This is a genomic window from Mucilaginibacter sp. 22184 (assembly GCF_052045695.1).
Taxonomy (GTDB): domain Bacteria; phylum Bacteroidota; class Bacteroidia; order Sphingobacteriales; family Sphingobacteriaceae; genus Mucilaginibacter.
On record NZ_JBQEPI010000003.1, the window covers coordinates 1 to 19,423 of the forward strand.

The window sequence follows — 19,423 nt, forward strand, 5'->3', positions numbered from 1 at the left end:
AATCTATCAGGCACAGCGTTAAAGAAGTCCATGGCTTTTGTATGTACCTGATACTTGCCTTTATCTTTGTTCATCTTGTCGGTGTTTTTTTAGCCGAGCATAAGAGTAATAAGGGTATTATTTCCGATATGATCAACGGAGGGGGAGGTCATCCTTAATCGTTTTCGAGCAACCAATTTAGCAGAAAAACCATCAGTCATATTAATTACAACATCCCTGATGGTTTTCAATGGATTACCTAAGCTTTTGCTGCGATTAATCTTCTATTTGAATACCAATACCCTATTTGAACTTCATAGCCAGGGTTACAATATTTGAATTCAGGCCGGTAGAACGCATATAGTGGCCAGCCCTGATCTCCAGCGAATTGAAATATTGCCAGCCAAACACACCAGTTGGCGGAGATAACCTGATATTAGCCCCAACAAAATTGCTGTGTAAGGTAGACAGATCATAATCACTTGTATAATAGGTATCCGCAGGATTATGTTGCCCATATGGTGCAAAATAGCGCGTACCCTGTTGGTTATTATAGCGATAATAAGGACTAATCGATACAAATGAAGTTAGCTTAACAGGTATTTCCACTTCTGCGGTATGGGCGCGTATACCCCAGTTATCCATATAATACCGGTAAAATGTCCTGATCACAAAATGATCATCCAGGAAGTAATTAAACCGTATCGCTATAGGGAGCTTATACCTGCTGCCCGGCAGGTTTTCTACCCTCTCAGATCCATCGGTAAAATAATCACGCTGGTATTTAGTGGCCAGCAAACCATGCTGATAGGAAGGCTCGATGATCAGTAAGGCCTGCAGCCTTGAGGTGAGTACCTGAGACAAAGAAAACGAAACACTAAATGAATTACGGGGGCTGTGATCAACCGGCCCTTTACCTTCACGATCTGATCCTGAACCGTAGCCTGGCGGTCGCAGTTCAACAGGCAATATCACCTTCCAGGTATCCAGGAAAACCATTCCCTTAAAATCAAACTGGGTATTTTTATCTTTAGACACCCGTGTAAGATTTATTCCACCGCCAAAAGACTGATAATCGAACTCATGCGAATAAGAGCCTGTTAATCCGAAAGCATTACCAGTTTTGTCGTTTGAAACCGTCCAGTTCAAAGATGGGTATACGCGGGTATCCTGCCTGGAGGCGGAGGAGATACTGTTCGGGTCAATCTTGTCAGAAGATGCCGAAGTATAATGATCTACGCCCAGTTCAAATGTAAAAGTGTGCTTTTTACCGCTGGCACCATATTTTGATAATTGCAGATCAAAGGTGTTGGCAAAGTCGGTCAACTTTTCAGTACCGATACCGCCGGTAACCGCAGAGTTATTGCCATCCTGATGATAGTACGCTGAGATGATGTTGATCTCTTCAATTTTAAGTCTGCGGGCTTCATAGTTACTGCTGTCCTTAACCGGTAATGTTTTGGTTTGCGCATGTGAAGCAACTATCCCTAAATATAGGGCGGCAACACATAGGTATATTTTTCTCATGTAAAGCCGCGTTTTTAGTTACATCCGCAGCCACCACCGCTTTTTCCGCCATTAGCCCCCGAACCGCCTTCGCGATATAACTGGAAACTTTGTTCAAACTTCTGTGACTTACGGGCAGAAAGCTCCATCTCCGCGTCGTTTAACCTGTTTTTTTGATATGCTTTTACCGATGAACATGAGCTTAATCCAAGAGCAGGTATACTGCCGGCCAGCAATAATTTAATCAGGGGTAATTTTTTCATGTGTTAATTTTTAACGTTTATATTTCTGGACGTGTAAAGCCGGTTATCGTCATCAATAATGACGCAGGCGAGTTGTTGTAGTTGGTTTACCAGATCAAGCCCCACGCGAATACCCATCACCGTTACCGGTGTGGCCATGGCATCAGCAAACTCGGCACTGGGACAGATAATGCTTACACTTTTGATCCCGCTTACCGGTAAGCCAGTTTTGGGATCGATGGTATGCGAATATTTTTTACCGTTGATAATAGCATACTTTTCATAATTACCCGAGGTAGCAATGGCCATATTGCTGATATTAAGTGTAGAAAACGGCGTCATCTGCTTATCGGGGTCGGCAATAGCAATCGTCCAGGGGTTGCCATTGGGTTGGGTTCCCCAGGTGATCAAGTCACCGGCTGCGTTCACGATCCCGCTGTTTACGTCGTTTTGTTGCAGCACAACTTTGGCACGATCAGCCGCATAGCCCTTCCCTATTCCCCCAAAGCCTATGCGCATACCTTTCTCCTTTAGGAAAACCGTTGTGTTATCAGGATCAAGAATGACATTCCTGTAATTGATCAGTCCAACGGATTGAAGTGCAGTTTCAGCATCTGGCAACGTTTTCATGTTAATATCAAAATTCCAAAGGCTTTTATCGATAGAACCATAGGTAATATCAAATGCACCCTGAGTAAGCTGAGATATTTTCAGCGAACGCTCTATCAACTGGTAAACTTCAAGATCTATTCTCACTGGTTTGATACCGGCTGCTGCATTAATTTGGTTGGTTTGGCTATCGTCGCTAAAAGTTGTCAGTAGCTTTTCAATACGGTTGATCTCGACAACAGCCATATCGATACGGCTATTTGCCCAATCCACATCATCGCTAACCACGCTGATCTCGAACCTGTTTCCCATCAATTTCAGGATTCGCTTATGCACGATTCGTGCTTTTTCTATCGTTTCAATGACTGGCATTCGCAAAAGGTTTGATTTGATTAATAAATTGATCAGGCGTTTCATCAGGGTATCCGTCCCACTCCTTTAATACTTTACCATGCTCATCAACCAATAGGGTAAAAGGGAACTTACCATCGGGGTTATATTTGTCGGCCAGAGCTTCGTTCAGCTTTACCTGTTCTTTGCTCAGTTGATTTTTCTTTTGCCTGGGAAAATCGGCACGAACCAACACCAGGTGATCTGTAGCAAAATCATTGAATTTTTCCGATTCCAGGATTTCCTTCCTCAACCTTATGCATGGGCCACACCAATCAGATCCGGAGAAATTAACCAGGATTAGTTTATGTGCCGCTGCCGCTTCAGCTTGCGCTTTATTGAAATCGCCGAGCCATGTAGGAGGATTGCTTGTCAATAGGAAAAGAAAGACAGTTAATAGTTTCATTTTTATATATTTTTAAATGAGACACAACAGCGATATTCCAGCTAAGTAGTTTGATATGCCGGAAGCCTTCACATCGCTTCAGGAACAATAATATCAGAAGATTCTGTAGTTGGCATGAAAATGCCTTCGTTTAACGAATTTTAACAAGATTGATCGGCCATTGAGATGATAAAACACAAGTAACCGGCCAAAACCAGTTCGGGAATTCTCTCCGATTGATGTGGAGTCAAAAACCGAAAACTATTGACGGGACACAACTTCAGATTTGCTTCAAATTTGTCAACTAAATTGGCGAGAGACCTGATTATTTCATCAAATAATCGTAGAACATACAGTTTAATCTATGATGATCAAACCTCAATACAGATCTTCTAAATCGCGAATTACCAAGCAGCAGGAAAATCATGATCGTCTAAATACCCAAATATTTGAATATATAAAGCGTGTTAACGAGGCAAAAGATGCGGAAACACTTTGGTTTGGAATGAAAGATCAAGGAAGCAACATGAGCATCAGTTCATTTAATACCAGGCTAAAAAAGTTAGTAGACGCTGGTCTTGTAGAAAAAATATCACAGCGTTATAATAAGCATTTTTACCGGATCACTCCTGAAGTATAGCCTTATCTAACATCCCATAACTAATTTCTTTATCGCATACTCAAGGGCTGATCTACACCATACAAAGCCATCTCCAGACTCTTATCAAGGTTATAAATATCATTATAAGTGATGTATTCTCCTTCTTTTATCTCGCAGGTCAGGTAAGTGATCTTGATGGCAACAGGTTTTTTCAGATAAATATCCTGTTTGAGGTATTTAACTACCCCGTTATGCAATGCCGCGATCTTTGTAGCTGAACCATCATTTTTCAATAAAAGAGCCGCTAATTTCTCTGCCTGCTCAACCCGGATGCAGCCATGGCTCAGCGCTCTTTCTTTTTGTCTAAAAAGTTTTTGCTCAGGGGTATCATGGAGGTATATATCATAAACATTGGGGAAACGAAAAACGAGCAGGCCCAATGCGTTGTCACATCCAGCGGACTGCCTGGCATAATACAGATCCGGGTTGCGTTTGACATTTGCCAGATTGATTTTAAGCGGTTCCACATAGTTTCCCTGGTGATCATAGATCGCGAAATGACTATTTTCAAGATATACATTATCGGCCAGTGCCTTAGGCAGCACTTCCTGCCGGAATATTTTGGCGGGGATCTTCCATTCCGGGGCAGTGGTGAAGTAAACGATCTTACTTACCAATGTGGGTGTGGGGTTTTCCGGCTTACCTACGATCACTTTGAACTGATAGGTAGAATCCGGTAGACTTAGTTTTAAGCTGTAAGAGGGTATATTGATCTGAACATAAACACTATCCTCAGTATTGGCCCAGCGCAAACGTTCCATATTGATGGCGATCTTTCTTACTTTCTCTTCCGGTATTTCATAACAATCACCCTGGTAAAGCCCTTCCAGCAAATGCATCTGGTATTGTAAAGCAGTGTATTCTTTTGCTTTAGGCTGAACATGGGCAATGGCGGCCATAACATCTTTTTCTTTCAACGCTCTGTATAAATAAGAAGCTGCTTCAAAGCCATTGCCCACCCCCTTATCTATGCGGCCTGCTAAAAATTCCGGATTTAATTTGCCGTAGTGCAAATGGTTCATTAAGGTGATCACCGCATCAGTAAGTATGATATCGAAACGAGCCTGAAGATCTGGCTTTACCTTCCCTGGAGTATCCAATATGTCATGCAGGCGACTATATAGCAGTTCCTGCGGGTGATAATCGGCATGTGACAACCCGAACTGTAATACGCAATCCAGCATCAGCATGGTTTGCCAAGCTGGCCCAGTCTCGCTTTGCGGTTTGATCCAGGCAGGTTTAAATCCGTTTTGCTGATAAAAGCGATGAACAGACTTTGGATAATATAGCTGGACATCGAGGCGCCCAGCCTGAACCTGCTTGTTGATCTCCTGGCTCAATCCTGTATCAGGCGCAAGAGTCCCGGTCTTTTGTGCAAATCTTGTTTGGGCATTGCAATTTTGCAGATTGAATGCGATTAGTATTACCACTCCTATGGATAATAAATATTGGCTAACTCTGGTTTCCATAACATTGAATTATGATATAAAGATCGACGAAGACTATTTCTTAAATAATGATAGCGCTCACCCTAATTTTTGATCATCGGCATTAATATCAACCAAGTCCCTTAAAAAGTAAAAGCGCCGGTAATTACCGGCGCTTTAAATGTATCCCAATCTTCACTAATCTGAGATTTCTTTAAAATAGCTATTGACCAGGGTGGTAACCATTTCGGGTTTCAGCGGTTTATTCAAAAAGACTACGACCTCCTTATCGATCAATGCTAATTCCTTATTGTCAGGATCAAGCGAAGTTGTTAGCATTATGATAACCGCTGTCGCTTTAAAACGTTTATCCAATTGGCGATAGGCGTCCATAAAATCCCATCCGTTTAATCCGGGCATATTGATATCCAGGAAGATCAGTCCCGGCCTTGGAATATCCGAGGTATCTTCATAAATACCCGAATAAGTGATAAAATCAAGTGCCTCCTCTACATTAGTGACAGTTTTCACCACGGCATCAATAAATGCCTTCTCAATAACTTTTTTATGTATAAAATTAGTCGGAAGATCATCATCAATTAAAAGAATGCCTTCAAGCCCCTGGTATTTTTTCATACTGTAATTAAATTTGGTTTGAACGGAATAGTAAAAACAAAGGAACTCCCCTTGCTCTGGTTGGATTCTACGAAAATCTTTCCTCCATGTAACTCGACTATTTTTTTGCAATGAGCCAGACCTATTCCGTTTCCTTCATATTCATGCCGGCCATGCAGGCGTTGAAAGATCAAAAAGATCTTTTCCTGAAACCTGGGGTCTATACCAATCCCGTTATCTTTTACTTTAAAATGCCAGCCATCATGCTCTTTTAGCGCAGATATCTCAATTTCGGGAGACTCCTTTTTATCCCGGAACTTAATGGCATTACTGATCAAATTCTGAAATAACTGACTCAATTCGGTCGGATACCCCCTAATAACCGGCAGGTTCCCGTAATGTATTTTAGCACCCGATTTTTTGATCTGACTATCTAAATCTACGGTCAGTGTATCCAAAAGCTGCTTGCAGTCAATTTTGGCCAATTTCTTTTTTGAACCCAGCTGTGAATAGTCCAACAAATTTTTGATCAGGTTTTTCATCCGGTCGGTTGCCTGGACTATAAAATTCAAATAGGTGTTGGCATTTTCATCAAGCAAATGGCCGTATTCCGTCCGAAAGAACTCAATAAAACTGGTCACGGTAAACAAGGGTTCCTGGAGATCATGAGAAGCGATGTAAACAAATTGCTCAATCTCTTTATTCTTAATTTCCAAATCCTCTGCATGTTGCCGTATGGTTGTTTCTGTGAGCATTCTCTCGGTAAGATCCCGGGTTACTTTGGCAAATCCAGTTATGTTACCGTCGTCATCGTGTAAGGCTGTAATGGTTACGGAACCCCAAAACATTGTTTTATCTTTTCTTACCCGCCAGCTTTCATTGTAGGCCGTCCCTTTCTGTGCGGCTTCCTCCAGAAGTCTTTCCGGCAAGCTGATCATTAAATCGAGGTCTGTGTAAAAAATGCGTATATGCCGTCCGATAACTTCTTCAGCCTTGTAACCTTTGATCTTTTCCGCACCATTGTTCCACGTCTCAATATTTCCCCTCTTATCTAGAACTAAAATGGCGTACCCCTCAATTTCGTCTACTAACTTTAATAACTGTAATTGTTTGGTGTGAGGATCCATGGGGTATTTTTTCAAAATTAAGTTAACAGTGAGTGCTTGCTTTCAATTATAAAATATGTATTTATGTTTCTTGGAAAGATAATTGCATATGCTAATATCGCAGTAGCCAGGCGCACCAATTGTGATGAATATCATTTAACGGGCTGATCCCTGTCATTCATTCCCCTTGGAAAACTTAAATTAAATACCGTTCCGATATTTTCCACGCTGCTAAAACTTACGCTCCCATCCATTAGTTCCACATAGCGTTTAACAATACTTAAGCCCAGCCCTGTGCCCTGTATATCCTTTGCATTACCGGCCCTAAAGAATGTTTCAAAAAGCTTTGGCTGTTCTTTTTCCGGGATGCCGATACCGTTATCCTTTACCTGAACACAGATAAACTGTTCTGTTATATCCGTCTTCAGCTCAATGATCCCGGCTTCCGGTGAGTATTTAATAGCATTTGAAATCAGGTTCGTGATGCAGTGCCTGATCAGGTTTTGATCGAGATAAACACAGCACTCTTCACCATCATAACGATATTGAAGTTGTTGATCTTTTTTCGTCAGGCTCTGCATTTCATCCAAAATCTCTCTACCAAGGGAAGCCAGGTCGAAATGTCTCCTGTTTAATGGAATCTTGCCTGAATCTATTTTTTCTAATGATAGAATATCGTCGAGTACAGCGGTCATATCCTGTACAGCCTGTATGATTTTTTTCAGGTGGTGAAATATCTTGGCACGGTCAAGCCGGTCAAAATAATGTTCGATCATGGAGGCAGATAACTGAATACTACTTAACGGTGTTCTGAATTCGTGAGAAGCGATGGAGACCATCTGACCTTTTAAGCGGCTTACCTCCCTTTCCCTGGCCAATAAAGTTTCAAACTCCTTTTTCACCCCGGCAAGCGATGGCGCGTCATTCTCCAGTGGGGGTTTACTTTCTTTCATGATCATTTGTAATAAGATGGGTTTAAAGAGCACATTCTATATCCGGTCAAATGTGTTTGGTGAAAATAAATCTCCCATATACTGTTGGATGCGGTATATGGGTTGATTCTATAAGTGATTTTGCCGTCTGATATCAACCATACTCAAACAACCATTTGCGCGGCTTTTGTATACGTTTGGGCTTCAAGCCATATTGCCTGATGCTTTTTTCCCTGATCAGACTTACAGCTTCTTCAATATCATCGGTCACCAGGTAAAGGAGCGTATCTGGGGCACTGATAGTCTTATCCTTTTGCATTACAGCGATGTGTTCAAGCAATTCCCGATGATATTCCTTACCAAAAATAATGACCGGAAAATTATGGATCTTATGGGTCTGTATCAGGGTCAGCGCCTCAAAGAACTCATCCAGGGTTCCATATCCGCCTGGCATCACCACAAAAGCAAATGAGTATTTCACGAGCAATACTTTGCGCAGGAAGAAATGCCTCATATACACCCACTTGTCAAGATATGCATTGGGTAGCTGTTCCACAGGCAGTTGTATATTGCAGCCCACTGAGCGCCCCCCGACGTCTTTTGCTCCACGGTTGGCAGCCTCCATTAACCCTGGGCCTCCGCCGGTTAAAATGGTAAAACCTAAGCCGGCAAATGCCCCACCCGCACGGCGCGTCATTTCATAATAAGGGTGGTCCTCTTTGAACCTTGCGGAACCAAATATGGTAATACAGGGCCCAATAAAATGCAAGGCCCGCAAACCATGGATGAGGTCAATCATGGTTTGTAAAGTAAATTTCAATTCCTGTAAGCGCGAATGCGGACCTTCCAGGAAACGGATCTCAGTTTGATTCATCACACAAAAATTAAAATAAGTTAAAGCGTCGCTTCTTCAAAAGACGCTGAGTACCCTTATAAAACCAATATTTGGCAAGTTCAGCGCTAAGCATATAGCAGGCGATGATCAATAACATCCAGCCATAAAAAGTAAAGGACAACTGAACAAAACCAAACCAGGCCGCAAAAGAGGTCAAAGGCAGGGCCAATACCGTCAACAAGATCATGATCGTTGCCATAAAAAGGTATTTTCCTGGCAGGCTTTTAAAAAAGGGAAGGCGGGTACGAACGATCAGAACGATCAGTACCGCCGAGATCACGGATTCCGTGAACCAGCCTGTTTGAAATACTTTCTCATTGGCATGAACAACCAACAACAGCACGCCAAAAGTGAGGTAGTCGTAAATCGAGCTCAGCAAACCAAACATGACCATAAAACGGCGAATAAAACTCATATCCCAGCGCTGCGGCGTACGGACATTGACATCGTCTACCCGGTCCGTCGCGATGGCCATTTCGGGAAAATCCGTCAACAGGTTGGTGAGGAGTACCTGCTTGGGCAGCAGCGGCAAAAAAGGTAAAAATAAGGAAGCGCCTGCCATACTGAACATATTCCCGAAATTCGCGCTGGTGGCCATAAAAATATACTTCATGGTATTGGCAAAGGTTTTTCTACCCTCCAGGATCCCTTCGAGCAGGACGTTAAGGTCCTGGCTGAGCAGTACAATATCAGCCGCCTCTTTAGCTACATCTACCGCGGTATTCACAGAAACACCTACATCGGCTGCGTGCAAGGCCGGTGCGTCATTAATGCCATCCCCCATAAAACCGACTACATGCCCGGCTTTCTTTAGGATCATGATGATCCGTTCTTTCTGGTTAGGTTCCACTTCCGTAAATATGTCTGTCAGGGGCGCCTGGTGGGCCAATGCCGCGTTGCTCATTTTCTGTATCGCCGATCCGGTGAGCAGCCGGGGCTGCCCGATACCAATTCGCAGCGCTAAGCTTTTCGCAACCAGGGCGTTGTCGCCGGTAATCATTTTCAACCGGACCCCGAGCCCGTTCAGTTTTTTAATTGTATCATAAATCCCTGCTTTCGGCGGGTCGAACAAGGTAATAAAGCCTAAAAAGATCATATCACACTCATCTTCCCTGGTGATGATATGCCCACTGTCAATGGACTTGTAGGCCAGGCCCAGAGTCCTGAAACCAGCTTCGCTCAACTTGGTATACTGTTCATTAAGCACCCTTTCCATTTCCCGGATACCAACACATTTTCCCTCACCTGTCTCCGCCTGGCTGCACAGGGCTAAAATGCCCTTCAGAGAACCCTTCGTTACCGCCATAGTACCGGCATCATTTTTAACCTGTACCGTCAGTCTTTTCCGGATGAAATCATAGGGAATTTCTGCCAGCAGTTGATAATCGTTTGCTGTTCCGGCCTGTGTAGTACAAATGGCCTCATCAATGGGGTTATGAAAACCCTGCTGCATGACCGCATTAAGCCAGGCATATTGCAATACCTTTTCACTATGCGCGCCATGGCAATCGAGGCTCTCCCCAAGCGTTACCTTGCCTTCGGTGATCGTTCCGGTCTTATCGGTGCATAAGATATTCATGCTCCCAAAATTCTCAATAGAAGACAGCCGTTTGACGATCACCTGATGACCGGCCATTCTCCTGGCTCCCGCGGCTAAATTTACACTGATGATGGCGGGCAATAACTGGGGTGTCAAGCCAACAGCCAGCGCCAGGGAAAATAAAAAAGAATCCAGTACAGGTTTATGAAGCAGCACGTTCGCGGCAAATATGATGATAACGAGCAGTAAGGTTATCTCCATGAGCATATACCCAAATTTCCTGATGCCTCTTTCGAAATCGGTTTCGGGTATCTGGTTCATTAATTCTGCCGATATTTTACCAAATTCCGTCCGGGCCCCAGTTTGGACAATCAAAGCTTTGGCCTTACCGCTGATCACATGGGATCCCATAAACAGCGCATTACTGCGCCCGGCCATGGGCGCGGTGGCGGTAACGGCGCCGTAACTCTTTTCAACCGGAAAACTTTCGCCTGTAAATGCCGCCTCATCGACAAATAGCTCTTGCGACTCCAGCAGTAAACTGTCTCCCGGGATAAAGTCACCGGCGGTCAAGCTGACGATATCACCAGGGACAACTTCTTCCACAGGGACGGCTTTAATCCGGCCCTCCCGCTGCACATCACAATGCAGCTGTACGAGTTTTAACAGTTCCTTAACCGCATCTGCAGCTCCTTTTTCCTGCCAGAAACCTAAAAAACCGCTAATCAGCACAATGGCCAGTATGATTGCCGTATCCGCCAAATCACCCAGGCCTGCGGAAAGTAAAGCCGCGGCGATCAGCAACAGGGTGACCGGGCTTTTGAACTGTGCCAGGAACAACAGGAGAACCGATGTTTTTGGATGATTCCTGATCGCATTGGGGCCATATTGCCGCAATCTCATCGCAGCCTCCTGATCTGACAAACCCTTAGGATCAGCGGACAACCGGCGGCAGGCTGTTTCCATATCGAGCTGCCAGAATTTTATTTCAGTATCTGCGATGCTTTCCATAGTTTGATCAATAGGGAAAAATCATCAGCGGTACGGCGATATGTGCCGGTAGGGAATGTCCAACATAATCACCTATGATCTGCTCAAAATGAAAGCGGTGATTGACCAGAACGATCAGGTCATTATGCATGCCGTTGATCATCACATCTACAGCTTTGGTCAGGTCACGTTCCATAATGTTATTAAAAAACACTTGATCATAATCGATAGGTGAACATACTGTTTCTTCAAATAAGGTTTGCGCATAAGGTTCCATAATAGGCGGTAACCCTTTAGCAGACAAATGGGATATCGTTAAGCTCGCACAGATAGATCTGGCCAGTTCAGCCAGATATTTAACAACGACTAAGCGACAATAACGCAGGTCCGCGATATATACCAGACGTTCCAGATCCTTTAGGGGCCAGCTCTCCGGGATCAGCAGCAACGGGCAGCGTACCCTATTTAATAAGCAATAAGCATCGAGTTTCTCTTTGATATTTTTCTGTTTTACCTCATGAGGCAAACCCTTGATGATCATATATATTTGATCCTTATTAACCATCTCCACAAAGCCGGGGATGTTGAAATCAGCAATCATTATTTCTTCGATTATCGGGCTATTATCGGTTTCAAAACGACCTGGCTCTCCTGTTTTATCCAATGCATTGTTTTCAAGACGCTCATGATGGTCCATGTAAAGATCTGTTCCAATTCTTACTTTTTCACGTTTCTGTTCCCGTACTTTTGAGGTATGGCAAATCACCATTTTTGCCCGGATCTTTCTGGCTATCATGGTGGCAAATGCAGCCGCATGAATGTCAGCGGGCGAATTGTCATTGAGGACGATAATAGTTTTCATAACGTATCTGGTTGAATTTCTGGTGTCGTAAAATTTGCTATAATGCCCCGGCAATTAAATGATCCTTGTCACGTAAAGAATTGTTTGAGGTCAGGCTATTTATAAGAAGTAATCATTTTGCTACCCCTGTTTCAGTGCCGGTCCAGTTTCCAGTTTTTAATTTCGGGCATATCATCCAGGTAAGCGCAGATATAGTTGTGATGCTCCTTTAATTTGGATTCACAGAAGTTGATAAAACCATCTGTTTGCAGGTGCATTCGTGACACCCTTTTTACAGCTTCCATGGCGAGATGATAACGGCTCATCTGGTTCAACACCACCATATCAAAAGGCGTAGTCGTGGTCCCTTCTTCCATAAAGCCGCGTACATGAAAACGGGCAGGATCCGGCCGTCCGTGCACCAGGTCATGAATGATGCGTACATAACCGTGGAACGCGAAAATAACCGGAGCCGTATTTGTAAACAATTCGCTGAATAATTCCTCACTCATTCCATGCGGATGATAAGCCACTGGAGACAAGGCCATCAGGTCCACCACATTGACCACCCTGACCCTCAGGTCCGGAAAATGATCCATTAACAGTTGTGCTGCCGCAACCGTTTCCAGTGTCGGCACATCACCGGCACATCCCAATACAACCTCCGGAATCTGCCCGTGATCATTACCTGCCCATTTCCAGACCGAGGCCCCTCTGGCGCAATGTTCCACAGCGTCGTCGATAGATAGCCACTGTAATTCCGGTTGTTTACCTGCTACTACTACATTGACGTAATCTTTACTGCGCAGGCAATGGTCCATTACTGATAAAAGCGTATTGGCATCAGGCGGCAGATAGATCCGGACCACCGAACTTTTCTTATTGACTACGGTGTCTATAAAACCAGGCCCCTGATGACTATAACCATTGTTGTCCTGTCGCCAGGTATGGGAAGTCAATAAATAGTTCAGGGAGGCTACGGGTTTGCGCCAGGGCAGTTCACGCGATGTCTTGATCCATTTAGCGTACTGGCTCACCATGGAATCTACGATGGTGACAAAAGCCTCATAGCAAGGAAATAGGCCATGTCTTCCGGTCAGCAGATAACCTTCCAGCCAGCCTTCACACAAATGTTCGCTCAATACTTCCATCACCCGGCCGTCTGTGGCCAGTTTATCATCTTTCGGAAAAATCTGTTCCTGGGTGCACCTGTTGGTTACTTCAAAAACTGCTTCGAGGCGGTTGGAGGTAGTTTCATCCGGGCAAAATAGCCTGAAGTTCTTAGCGTCTTTATTAAGCGTAAAAACATCCCGGAGATATTTACCAAAATTACGGGTGCTTTCCGCTTGCGTTTCACCTGGACCCGTTATTTCCAGTTGATATGACCTAAAATCAGGCAACAGGAGATCTTTGAGCAACACTCCTCCATTGGCAACAGGCAATGCACTCATACGCTTATCACCTTTCGGCGCCAGAACTGCAAGTTCAGGGATTAGTTTTCCTTTTGTATCGAACAAGTCCTCGGGCCGGTAACTGCGCATCCAGGATTCAAGCAGCTTCAGTTTTTCCGGATCTTCCTTCACCCCGGTCAAGGGTACTTGGTGTGCCCTGAAGGTCCCCTCAATCGGCACACCTTTCCATTCTTTTGGTCCTGTCCAGCCTTTTGGCGTTCTTAAAATGATTATAGGCCATTGAACAGGTGCTGTGTTACCAGTCCTGGCCTTTTCCTGAATCAGTTTAATCCTCCTGTAAGCCTCGTCCAGCGCTCCGGCCATTTGCTGATGAACAGCTGCGGGGATATCGCCCTCCACAAAGAGCACATCATAGCCATAACCAGAGAACAACTGGGTCAACTGCATATTGCTCATCCGGGCGAGCACTGTTGGTCCGGATATTTTGTAACCATTCAGGTGAAGTATGGGTAAAACTGCTCCATCCCTCGCCGGGTTCAGAAACGCTATCGATTTCCAGCTACCTTCCAGTGGGCAGGTTTCGGCCTCCCCATCGCCTACCACGCAGGCTACCAGCAGGTCCGGGTTATCAAAGGCTGCTCCAAAGGCGTGACCCAATGCATATCCCAACTCACCGCCTTCATGCACCGAGCCCGGTACATGGGCACCAACATGGCTGGGCACGCCTCCCGGTGTCGAAAACTGCCGGAATAATTGCCGCATACCCTGTTCATTTTGCCCAACCTCGGGATAAACCTCCGAATAAGTACCCTCTAAATAAGTATTGGCGACAATAGCCGGGGCGCCATGGCCAGGCCCGCAAACATAAAGTACATTGGCACCGGTGTTTTTGATCAGTCTGTTCAAATGGACATAAATGAGGTTCAATCCGGGCGAGGTTCCCCAATGGCCAAGCAAACGCGGTTTAATATCTCCTGGCTTTAAAGGTTCCTTTAATAGCGGGTTTTCTTGTAAATAAATCTGTCCAGCTGCTAGATAATTGGCAGCCTGCCAGTAAGCATGTATATTGGTCAGTTCTTTTAATGATAATGTGCTCATGATATTGATGCTTGATTATTGATTCTTTATAAATGGATAGGTATGTTGGGCGATCATGGCCTCTTCGTCCGTCGCCAGCACTTGCACTTTTACCTTGCTTGATGGCCCGGAAATCAGCCTGTGATTACCTTGATTTAACTGTCTGTCAATGGAAATACCTAAAAAACCGAGGTCATTGCAACTATATTCCCGGATAAGCGGACAGTTCTCCCCTATTCCGCCGGTAAATACCAGCAAGTCCAGGCCCCCCATCGCGGCCGCCAAGGCCCCGATGTTCTTTTTTACCTGGTAGCAGAACAGCGTAATAGCTTCCTGTGCTTTTGTATCATCTTCCCGATGCCGTAATAGAGTTTGCATGTCACCCGTTCCGGCGATAGCCAGTAGGCCTGATTTTTTGCTCAGTAAATCGTCAAGTTCGTCAAGAGTCAAGTGCTCCTGTTTCAATAAATATAACGGAACGCTGGGATCGAGATCCCCGGAACGGCTGCCCATAATAAGGCCGCCAACCGGGCTCAGTCCCATGGTCGTGTCTATACTAATCCCGTTTTTAACAGCCGTGATACTGGCTCCATTACCCAAATGGGCGATAATGATCTTCTTTTTCAGCCAGGCATGATCTTTTTCAGCAAGCTTTGTGATAATATACTCATAAGAAAGTCCATGAAAACCATATCTGATCAGTCCTTGCTTTTTGTAGACTTCCGGTAATGGGTAATATTTAGCACAAGTCGGCATATCCTGGTGAAAAAAAGTATCGAAGCAGGCCACCTGTCTAATAGCTGGAAACGCAGTTTGAAAAATCTTGATAGTGCGGATTTCATCTGGGAGATGATTCGGCGCCAGGTAAATGAGTTTCTGTAAAGTCTTCAGTAACTTTTCCGTAATGATTTCCGGAGCGCGGTGATCGGGACCACCCTGTACAATACGGTGGCCTACCGCAACAAGCGGATATAGCCTCTTATTATTGAGCAACCAGACCGTGAGTTCCAGAACAGCTGATCGGATATTGTCATGCTTTATCGGGTGGCTTTGCAATATTTGTCCGTCCTTATCATGAATGCGGAAACACCGTTCCTGCGGTCCGGAAAGCGCAACAGATCCATACAATTTCATAGCGAAGGTTTGGGATTTCCACAAGCTGAATTTCAGGCTCGAAGAGCCACAATTGATCGTTAATATATAGGAGCCAGACGGAGTTGTCATGATTTCTGATTAAACACGCTTTAAATTGGGACTAAGCTACGATCAACCCATCGCCGGATAAATGACGGCCGTTCAATACAAAGGTGATCCCGGTCACCTTTGTATTGATTATGGCTTATGTAAAATGGCGGGAGTAAAAAAATGACCATCGTCACTTTTTTGCGTGAAAACAATTATATTTTATCCGGTTTCGATTGCCAATATTTGTGATCACAATCAGTATTTGATAAAACCAGCATATGGAAAACACCGCCCTGTTAAAAGCAATCATTGAAAACGCCATTGATGGTATCATTACGATCGACGGAAGAGGTATCGTAGAAACGATCAACCCCGCCGCCTGCAAGTTATTCCTTTGCAGCCCGGAAGAGGTAATCGGACAAAATATCTCTACCTTAATGCCTCCGCCTTACAAGGAACAGCATGATGAATATATCAATAGGTATCAGCGCACAAGCGAGCCGCATATCATCGGCATTGGACGGGTGGTGACGGGCTTGCGTAAAGACGGTACCACGTTCCCATTTAAGCTGGGCGTGAGCGATGTACCTTTTTCGGGGAGAAAGATCTATGCCGGCTTTATCCATGACCTTAGCCGCGAGATGGAAGCGGAAGAACAATTAAAGGAGTATGCCGCCCATCTGGAGGAATTGGTTGAGGAACGAACCTTATCGCTAAAAAAAACAGTTGAGGCCTTGCAGGAGGCCAAAGAAGAAGTAAGTCTTTCCCTGGAAAAAGAAAAAGAACTGGGGCAGTTAAAAAGCAGGTTTGTATCCATGGCATCTCATGAGTTCCGCACACCGCTAAGTGCCATACAGTTGTCATCCTCCTTAATAGAAAAATATGCACAGCCCTTTGATAATCCAAACATCGGCAAGCACGTAACCAAAATAAAAACTGCAATCGGCAACCTTACGGCTATCCTGAATGATTTTCTATCGTTGGAAAAGCTGGAAGCCGGAAAAGTAACCCCTTCATTCGAGGCTTTCGACCTGGTTAAACTTTCGGAAGAAATTACTGAAGAAATGCAAATGGTGGCCAAACAAAATCAAAGCATTATTTACCAGCATACCGGAATCAGCAGCCTCGCTATCCTAGATCAAAACTTAATCAGGAACTGCGTGATCAATCTCATCGGCAACGCAATTAAATACTCGGGAGAAAATACTTTCATAGAATTTAACACAGAGGTCAATGAACAATTTTGCCTGATTGCAGTCAAAGATAATGGAATTGGCATCCCGGAAACCGATCAGAAACACATGTTCGAAGCATTTTTTCGGGCACATAACACTGGCAATATCCCGGGAACCGGATTAGGCTTGAATATCGTCGCGCGCTATGCCAACCTGATGAACGGCCAGATCGAATTTAAAAGCGACATCAACAAAGGCACCATATTCACCATTAAATTTCCAATATCATGAGCAAAAAAGTATTAATTATTGAAGACAATAATGACATCCGCGAGAACGTGGTTGAAATACTGGAACTGGCCGGTTACGAGGTAACTGATGCCAACAATGGCAAAACTGGCGTGGAACTCGCACTTAAAAATCCTCCTGATATTATTTTATGCGATATCATGATGCCCGAGCTGGATGGCTATGGTGTTTTATACATGCTGAATAAGAATCCAGAAATCAGCGCTATACCCTTTATATTCTTAACAGCCAAGGCTGAACGGATAGACTTTCGAAAAGGTATGGAGATGGGCGCGGATGATTACCTGACCAAGCCCTTTGATGACATGGACTTATTGAACGCGATCGAAAGCCGGCTGAAGAAACAGGAGGTACAGAAGAATTTTTACAGTAAATCTCTGGACCGTTTAAACAACCTGATCGGAAAAAACGATGGATTGGCAGAGCTTAAAAAGATCATCCAGGAACGTAAGGTCAGGCTATTCAAAAAAAATCAGGTGATATACTATGATGGCGATAAAGGTAATGGCCTTTACTTGGTCACCGGTGGAAAGATCAAAACGATTAAACTAGCCGAAGACGGCCGTGAACTAATGACCGGGATTTATGGTGCAGACGAGTATCTGGGTGTCAATGCGATGTTATCCAATGAAGTTTATACCGACACAGCAACGGCTCTGGAAGACAGCACGCTTTGTCTGATACCCAAAGACCAGTTGGAGCAATTACTGCATTTGTACCCGGAAGTAGCACGTGAATTTATTAAACTGCTGGCCAATGATATTCGGGATAAGGAAGATCAACTGATGCAATTGGCCTATCATTCTGTCCGAAAACGTATGGCCGAAGCGCTGTCGCGCTTGTACAAGCAGCAAAGCAGTGAGAAGGATGGGTTTAAAATTACGCGTGAAGATCTCGCCGCCATGGCAGGAATGGCGACGGAAACCGTAAGCCGCACATTGTCCGATTTTAAAGAGGAAGGGTTAATTGAGAAGAAAGGTAGCCTTATCCAGGTTCTTAATCCGGAGAAACTGGCCAAAATGAAAAACTGACTCAAATCATTATTATTGCTGACGCCGCTCATACTGGGCCTGTGGGCTTAAGGGTAATTTTGTTTTCATAAACGATAACAGATGAAAGCGGTAGCCTATAGTATCAAGCCATTTGAAAAGGAATATCTGGCAAAAGCCAACCAGAAAAAACACGACATTACGCTCATTTCAAACCCACTAAGCCCGGATACGGCCGCTTACGCGGAAGGCAAAGACGCGGTGATCGTATTTATTAATGATGATGTTTCCCGTACCGTTATTGATATACTCGCGATGCTGGGGGTCAAATATATCATTACCCGGTCCGCCGGCACAGATCATATCGACAAAGCGGCAGCCGCAAGACATGGTATCAAAATAGCCAGTGTCCCGGCGTATTCACCGCAAGCGATTGCCGAACACTCCATCGCGCTGGCCCTTGCACTCAGCCGCCATTTGATTAAAGCCAATCTGCAGGGTCATGAATTTAACTTTTCCAATGACGGACTAATCGGTTTCAACTTCTCAGGAAAAACCGTCGGTATCATCGGTATGGGGCAAACCGGTCAGGCAGCGGCGGCGATCTATCATGGCATGGGTTGTCATGTTATTGGTTATGATGTCAACACCGTTCATCATAACCGTTTTGTAAAACCAGTTGCCCTGGAAACCTTATTAAACAATTCTGATATTATTTCCCTTCACGTTCCACTTACTCCTTTAAGCAAACACCTGATTCGGGAGAAAACACTTAGCCAGATGAAAGATGGGGTAATGCTGATCAATACCGCCAGAGGGGAACTGTTAAATACAACGGATATCCTTTCGGCCCTGAACAGCGGAAAGCTGGGTTACCTCGGTCTGGATGTTTATGAATTTGAAAATGGCCTGTTTTTCGGGGACCATCAGCAGGACATGGTTAAAGATCCTTTACTACAGAAGCTGATGAGTTTCCCGAATGTATTGATCACTCCACACCAGGCCTATTTAACCAAAGAAGCTTTGCAGGAGATCGCCGATCAAACTATCAAAAGCCTGGACCTCTGGCAGCAAAATAAATGTGTGGGGAAGGCTTGCGCCTGTTCCCATGAATGTAACAAAACACCCAAACCCGAAGATTCCGTTCATTCCTGAATT

Annotated in this window: 18 protein-coding genes; 5 read left to right on the forward strand and 13 right to left on the reverse strand. The window is 44.5% G+C overall.

Translation table 11 applies throughout. The features are described from left to right. Positions 1 to 5: 5 nt before the first annotated feature. Positions 6 to 158, forward strand: coding sequence for a hypothetical protein (locus ACTJKG_RS07485; RefSeq protein WP_440739102.1), 153 nt, complete (start codon positions 6 to 8; stop codon positions 156 to 158). Between the two features lie 124 nt (positions 159 to 282). Here the strand turns inward: ACTJKG_RS07485 and ACTJKG_RS07490 are convergent, their stop codons facing one another. Genes ACTJKG_RS07490 through ACTJKG_RS07505 form a run of 4 tightly spaced genes read right to left on the reverse strand, consistent with a single transcriptional unit; the run spans position 283 to position 3,132 of the window. Then, positions 283 to 1,506 (reverse strand): DUF3570 domain-containing protein, encoded by a 1,224-nt coding sequence (locus ACTJKG_RS07490; RefSeq protein WP_440738817.1) that lies wholly within the window; start codon positions 1,504 to 1,506, stop codon positions 283 to 285. A gap of 14 nt (positions 1,507 to 1,520) precedes the next feature. Then, positions 1,521 to 1,748, reverse strand: a complete 228-nt coding sequence (locus ACTJKG_RS07495) for a DUF4266 domain-containing protein (protein WP_172334895.1) — start codon at positions 1,746 to 1,748, stop codon at positions 1,521 to 1,523. Positions 1,749 to 1,751: 3 nt separating this feature from the next. After that, complete coding sequence (locus tag ACTJKG_RS07500) at positions 1,752 to 2,708, reverse strand: FAD:protein FMN transferase (RefSeq protein ID WP_172334896.1); 957 nt, start codon at positions 2,706 to 2,708, stop codon at positions 1,752 to 1,754. After that, on the reverse strand, positions 2,695 to 3,132 hold the full coding sequence (locus ACTJKG_RS07505; RefSeq protein WP_440738818.1) for a thioredoxin family protein: 438 nt from the start codon (positions 3,130 to 3,132) through the stop codon (positions 2,695 to 2,697). The genes ACTJKG_RS07500 and ACTJKG_RS07505 overlap by 14 nt, the downstream gene beginning before the upstream one ends. 343 nt (positions 3,133 to 3,475) lie before the next feature. Between ACTJKG_RS07505 and ACTJKG_RS07510 the strand changes: the two genes are divergently transcribed. Next, entirely contained in the window at positions 3,476 to 3,751 is a 276-nt protein-coding gene (locus ACTJKG_RS07510; protein WP_440738819.1) for a hypothetical protein, read from the forward strand. 29 nt (positions 3,752 to 3,780) lie between these two features. Here ACTJKG_RS07510 and ACTJKG_RS07515 read toward each other — a convergent pair whose 3' ends face one another. From ACTJKG_RS07515 to ACTJKG_RS07555, 9 genes are all read right to left on the reverse strand, one after another. Beyond that, the gene (locus ACTJKG_RS07515; RefSeq protein ID WP_440738820.1) at positions 3,781 to 5,241 is read right to left on the reverse strand and encodes a L,D-transpeptidase family protein; all 1,461 of its coding nucleotides are present in this window, start codon (positions 5,239 to 5,241) and stop codon (positions 3,781 to 3,783) included. Between the two features lie 156 nt (positions 5,242 to 5,397). Further along, positions 5,398 to 5,835 (reverse strand): response regulator, encoded by a 438-nt coding sequence (locus ACTJKG_RS07520; RefSeq protein WP_440738821.1) that lies wholly within the window; start codon positions 5,833 to 5,835, stop codon positions 5,398 to 5,400. Further along, the gene (locus tag ACTJKG_RS07525) at positions 5,832 to 6,941 is read right to left on the reverse strand and encodes a sensor histidine kinase (RefSeq protein WP_440738822.1); all 1,110 of its coding nucleotides are present in this window, start codon (positions 6,939 to 6,941) and stop codon (positions 5,832 to 5,834) included. The genes ACTJKG_RS07520 and ACTJKG_RS07525 overlap by 4 nt, the downstream gene beginning before the upstream one ends. A 131-nt stretch (positions 6,942 to 7,072) precedes the next feature. Further along, entirely contained in the window at positions 7,073 to 7,873 is an 801-nt protein-coding gene (locus ACTJKG_RS07530) for a sensor histidine kinase (protein WP_440738823.1), read from the reverse strand. Positions 7,874 to 8,006: 133 nt separating this feature from the next. Beyond that, positions 8,007 to 8,726, reverse strand: coding sequence for a TIGR00730 family Rossman fold protein (locus ACTJKG_RS07535; RefSeq protein ID WP_440738824.1), 720 nt, complete (start codon positions 8,724 to 8,726; stop codon positions 8,007 to 8,009). A gap of 10 nt (positions 8,727 to 8,736) precedes the next feature. Continuing rightward, positions 8,737 to 11,298 (reverse strand): magnesium-translocating P-type ATPase, encoded by a 2,562-nt coding sequence (mgtA, locus tag ACTJKG_RS07540; RefSeq protein ID WP_440738825.1) that lies wholly within the window; start codon positions 11,296 to 11,298, stop codon positions 8,737 to 8,739. Between the two features lie 7 nt (positions 11,299 to 11,305). Continuing rightward, on the reverse strand, positions 11,306 to 12,139 hold the full coding sequence (locus ACTJKG_RS07545) for a hypothetical protein (protein ID WP_172334905.1): 834 nt from the start codon (positions 12,137 to 12,139) through the stop codon (positions 11,306 to 11,308). 131 nt (positions 12,140 to 12,270) lie between these two features. After that, the gene (locus ACTJKG_RS07550) at positions 12,271 to 14,628 is read right to left on the reverse strand and encodes a phosphoketolase family protein (protein WP_440738826.1); all 2,358 of its coding nucleotides are present in this window, start codon (positions 14,626 to 14,628) and stop codon (positions 12,271 to 12,273) included. Positions 14,629 to 14,643: 15 nt separating this feature from the next. Continuing rightward, positions 14,644 to 15,831: an acetate/propionate family kinase gene (locus ACTJKG_RS07555; protein WP_172334907.1), complete on the reverse strand. Its 1,188-nt coding sequence runs from the start codon at positions 15,829 to 15,831 to the stop codon at positions 14,644 to 14,646. A gap of 239 nt (positions 15,832 to 16,070) precedes the next feature. On the opposite strand from ACTJKG_RS07555, the gene ACTJKG_RS07560 reads away from it, so the two are divergent. The 3 genes from ACTJKG_RS07560 to ACTJKG_RS07570 all read left to right on the forward strand — a co-directional run bounded on the left by ACTJKG_RS07560 (position 16,071) and on the right by ACTJKG_RS07570 (position 19,420). After that, the gene (locus tag ACTJKG_RS07560; RefSeq protein ID WP_172334908.1) at positions 16,071 to 17,258 is read left to right on the forward strand and encodes a PAS domain-containing sensor histidine kinase; all 1,188 of its coding nucleotides are present in this window, start codon (positions 16,071 to 16,073) and stop codon (positions 17,256 to 17,258) included. After that, positions 17,255 to 18,307, forward strand: coding sequence for a response regulator (locus ACTJKG_RS07565; RefSeq protein ID WP_172334909.1), 1,053 nt, complete (start codon positions 17,255 to 17,257; stop codon positions 18,305 to 18,307). The genes ACTJKG_RS07560 and ACTJKG_RS07565 overlap by 4 nt, the downstream gene beginning before the upstream one ends. Before the next feature lie 81 nt (positions 18,308 to 18,388). After that, on the forward strand, positions 18,389 to 19,420 hold the full coding sequence (locus tag ACTJKG_RS07570) for a 2-hydroxyacid dehydrogenase (RefSeq protein WP_440738827.1): 1,032 nt from the start codon (positions 18,389 to 18,391) through the stop codon (positions 19,418 to 19,420). Positions 19,421 to 19,423 lie beyond the last annotated feature (3 nt).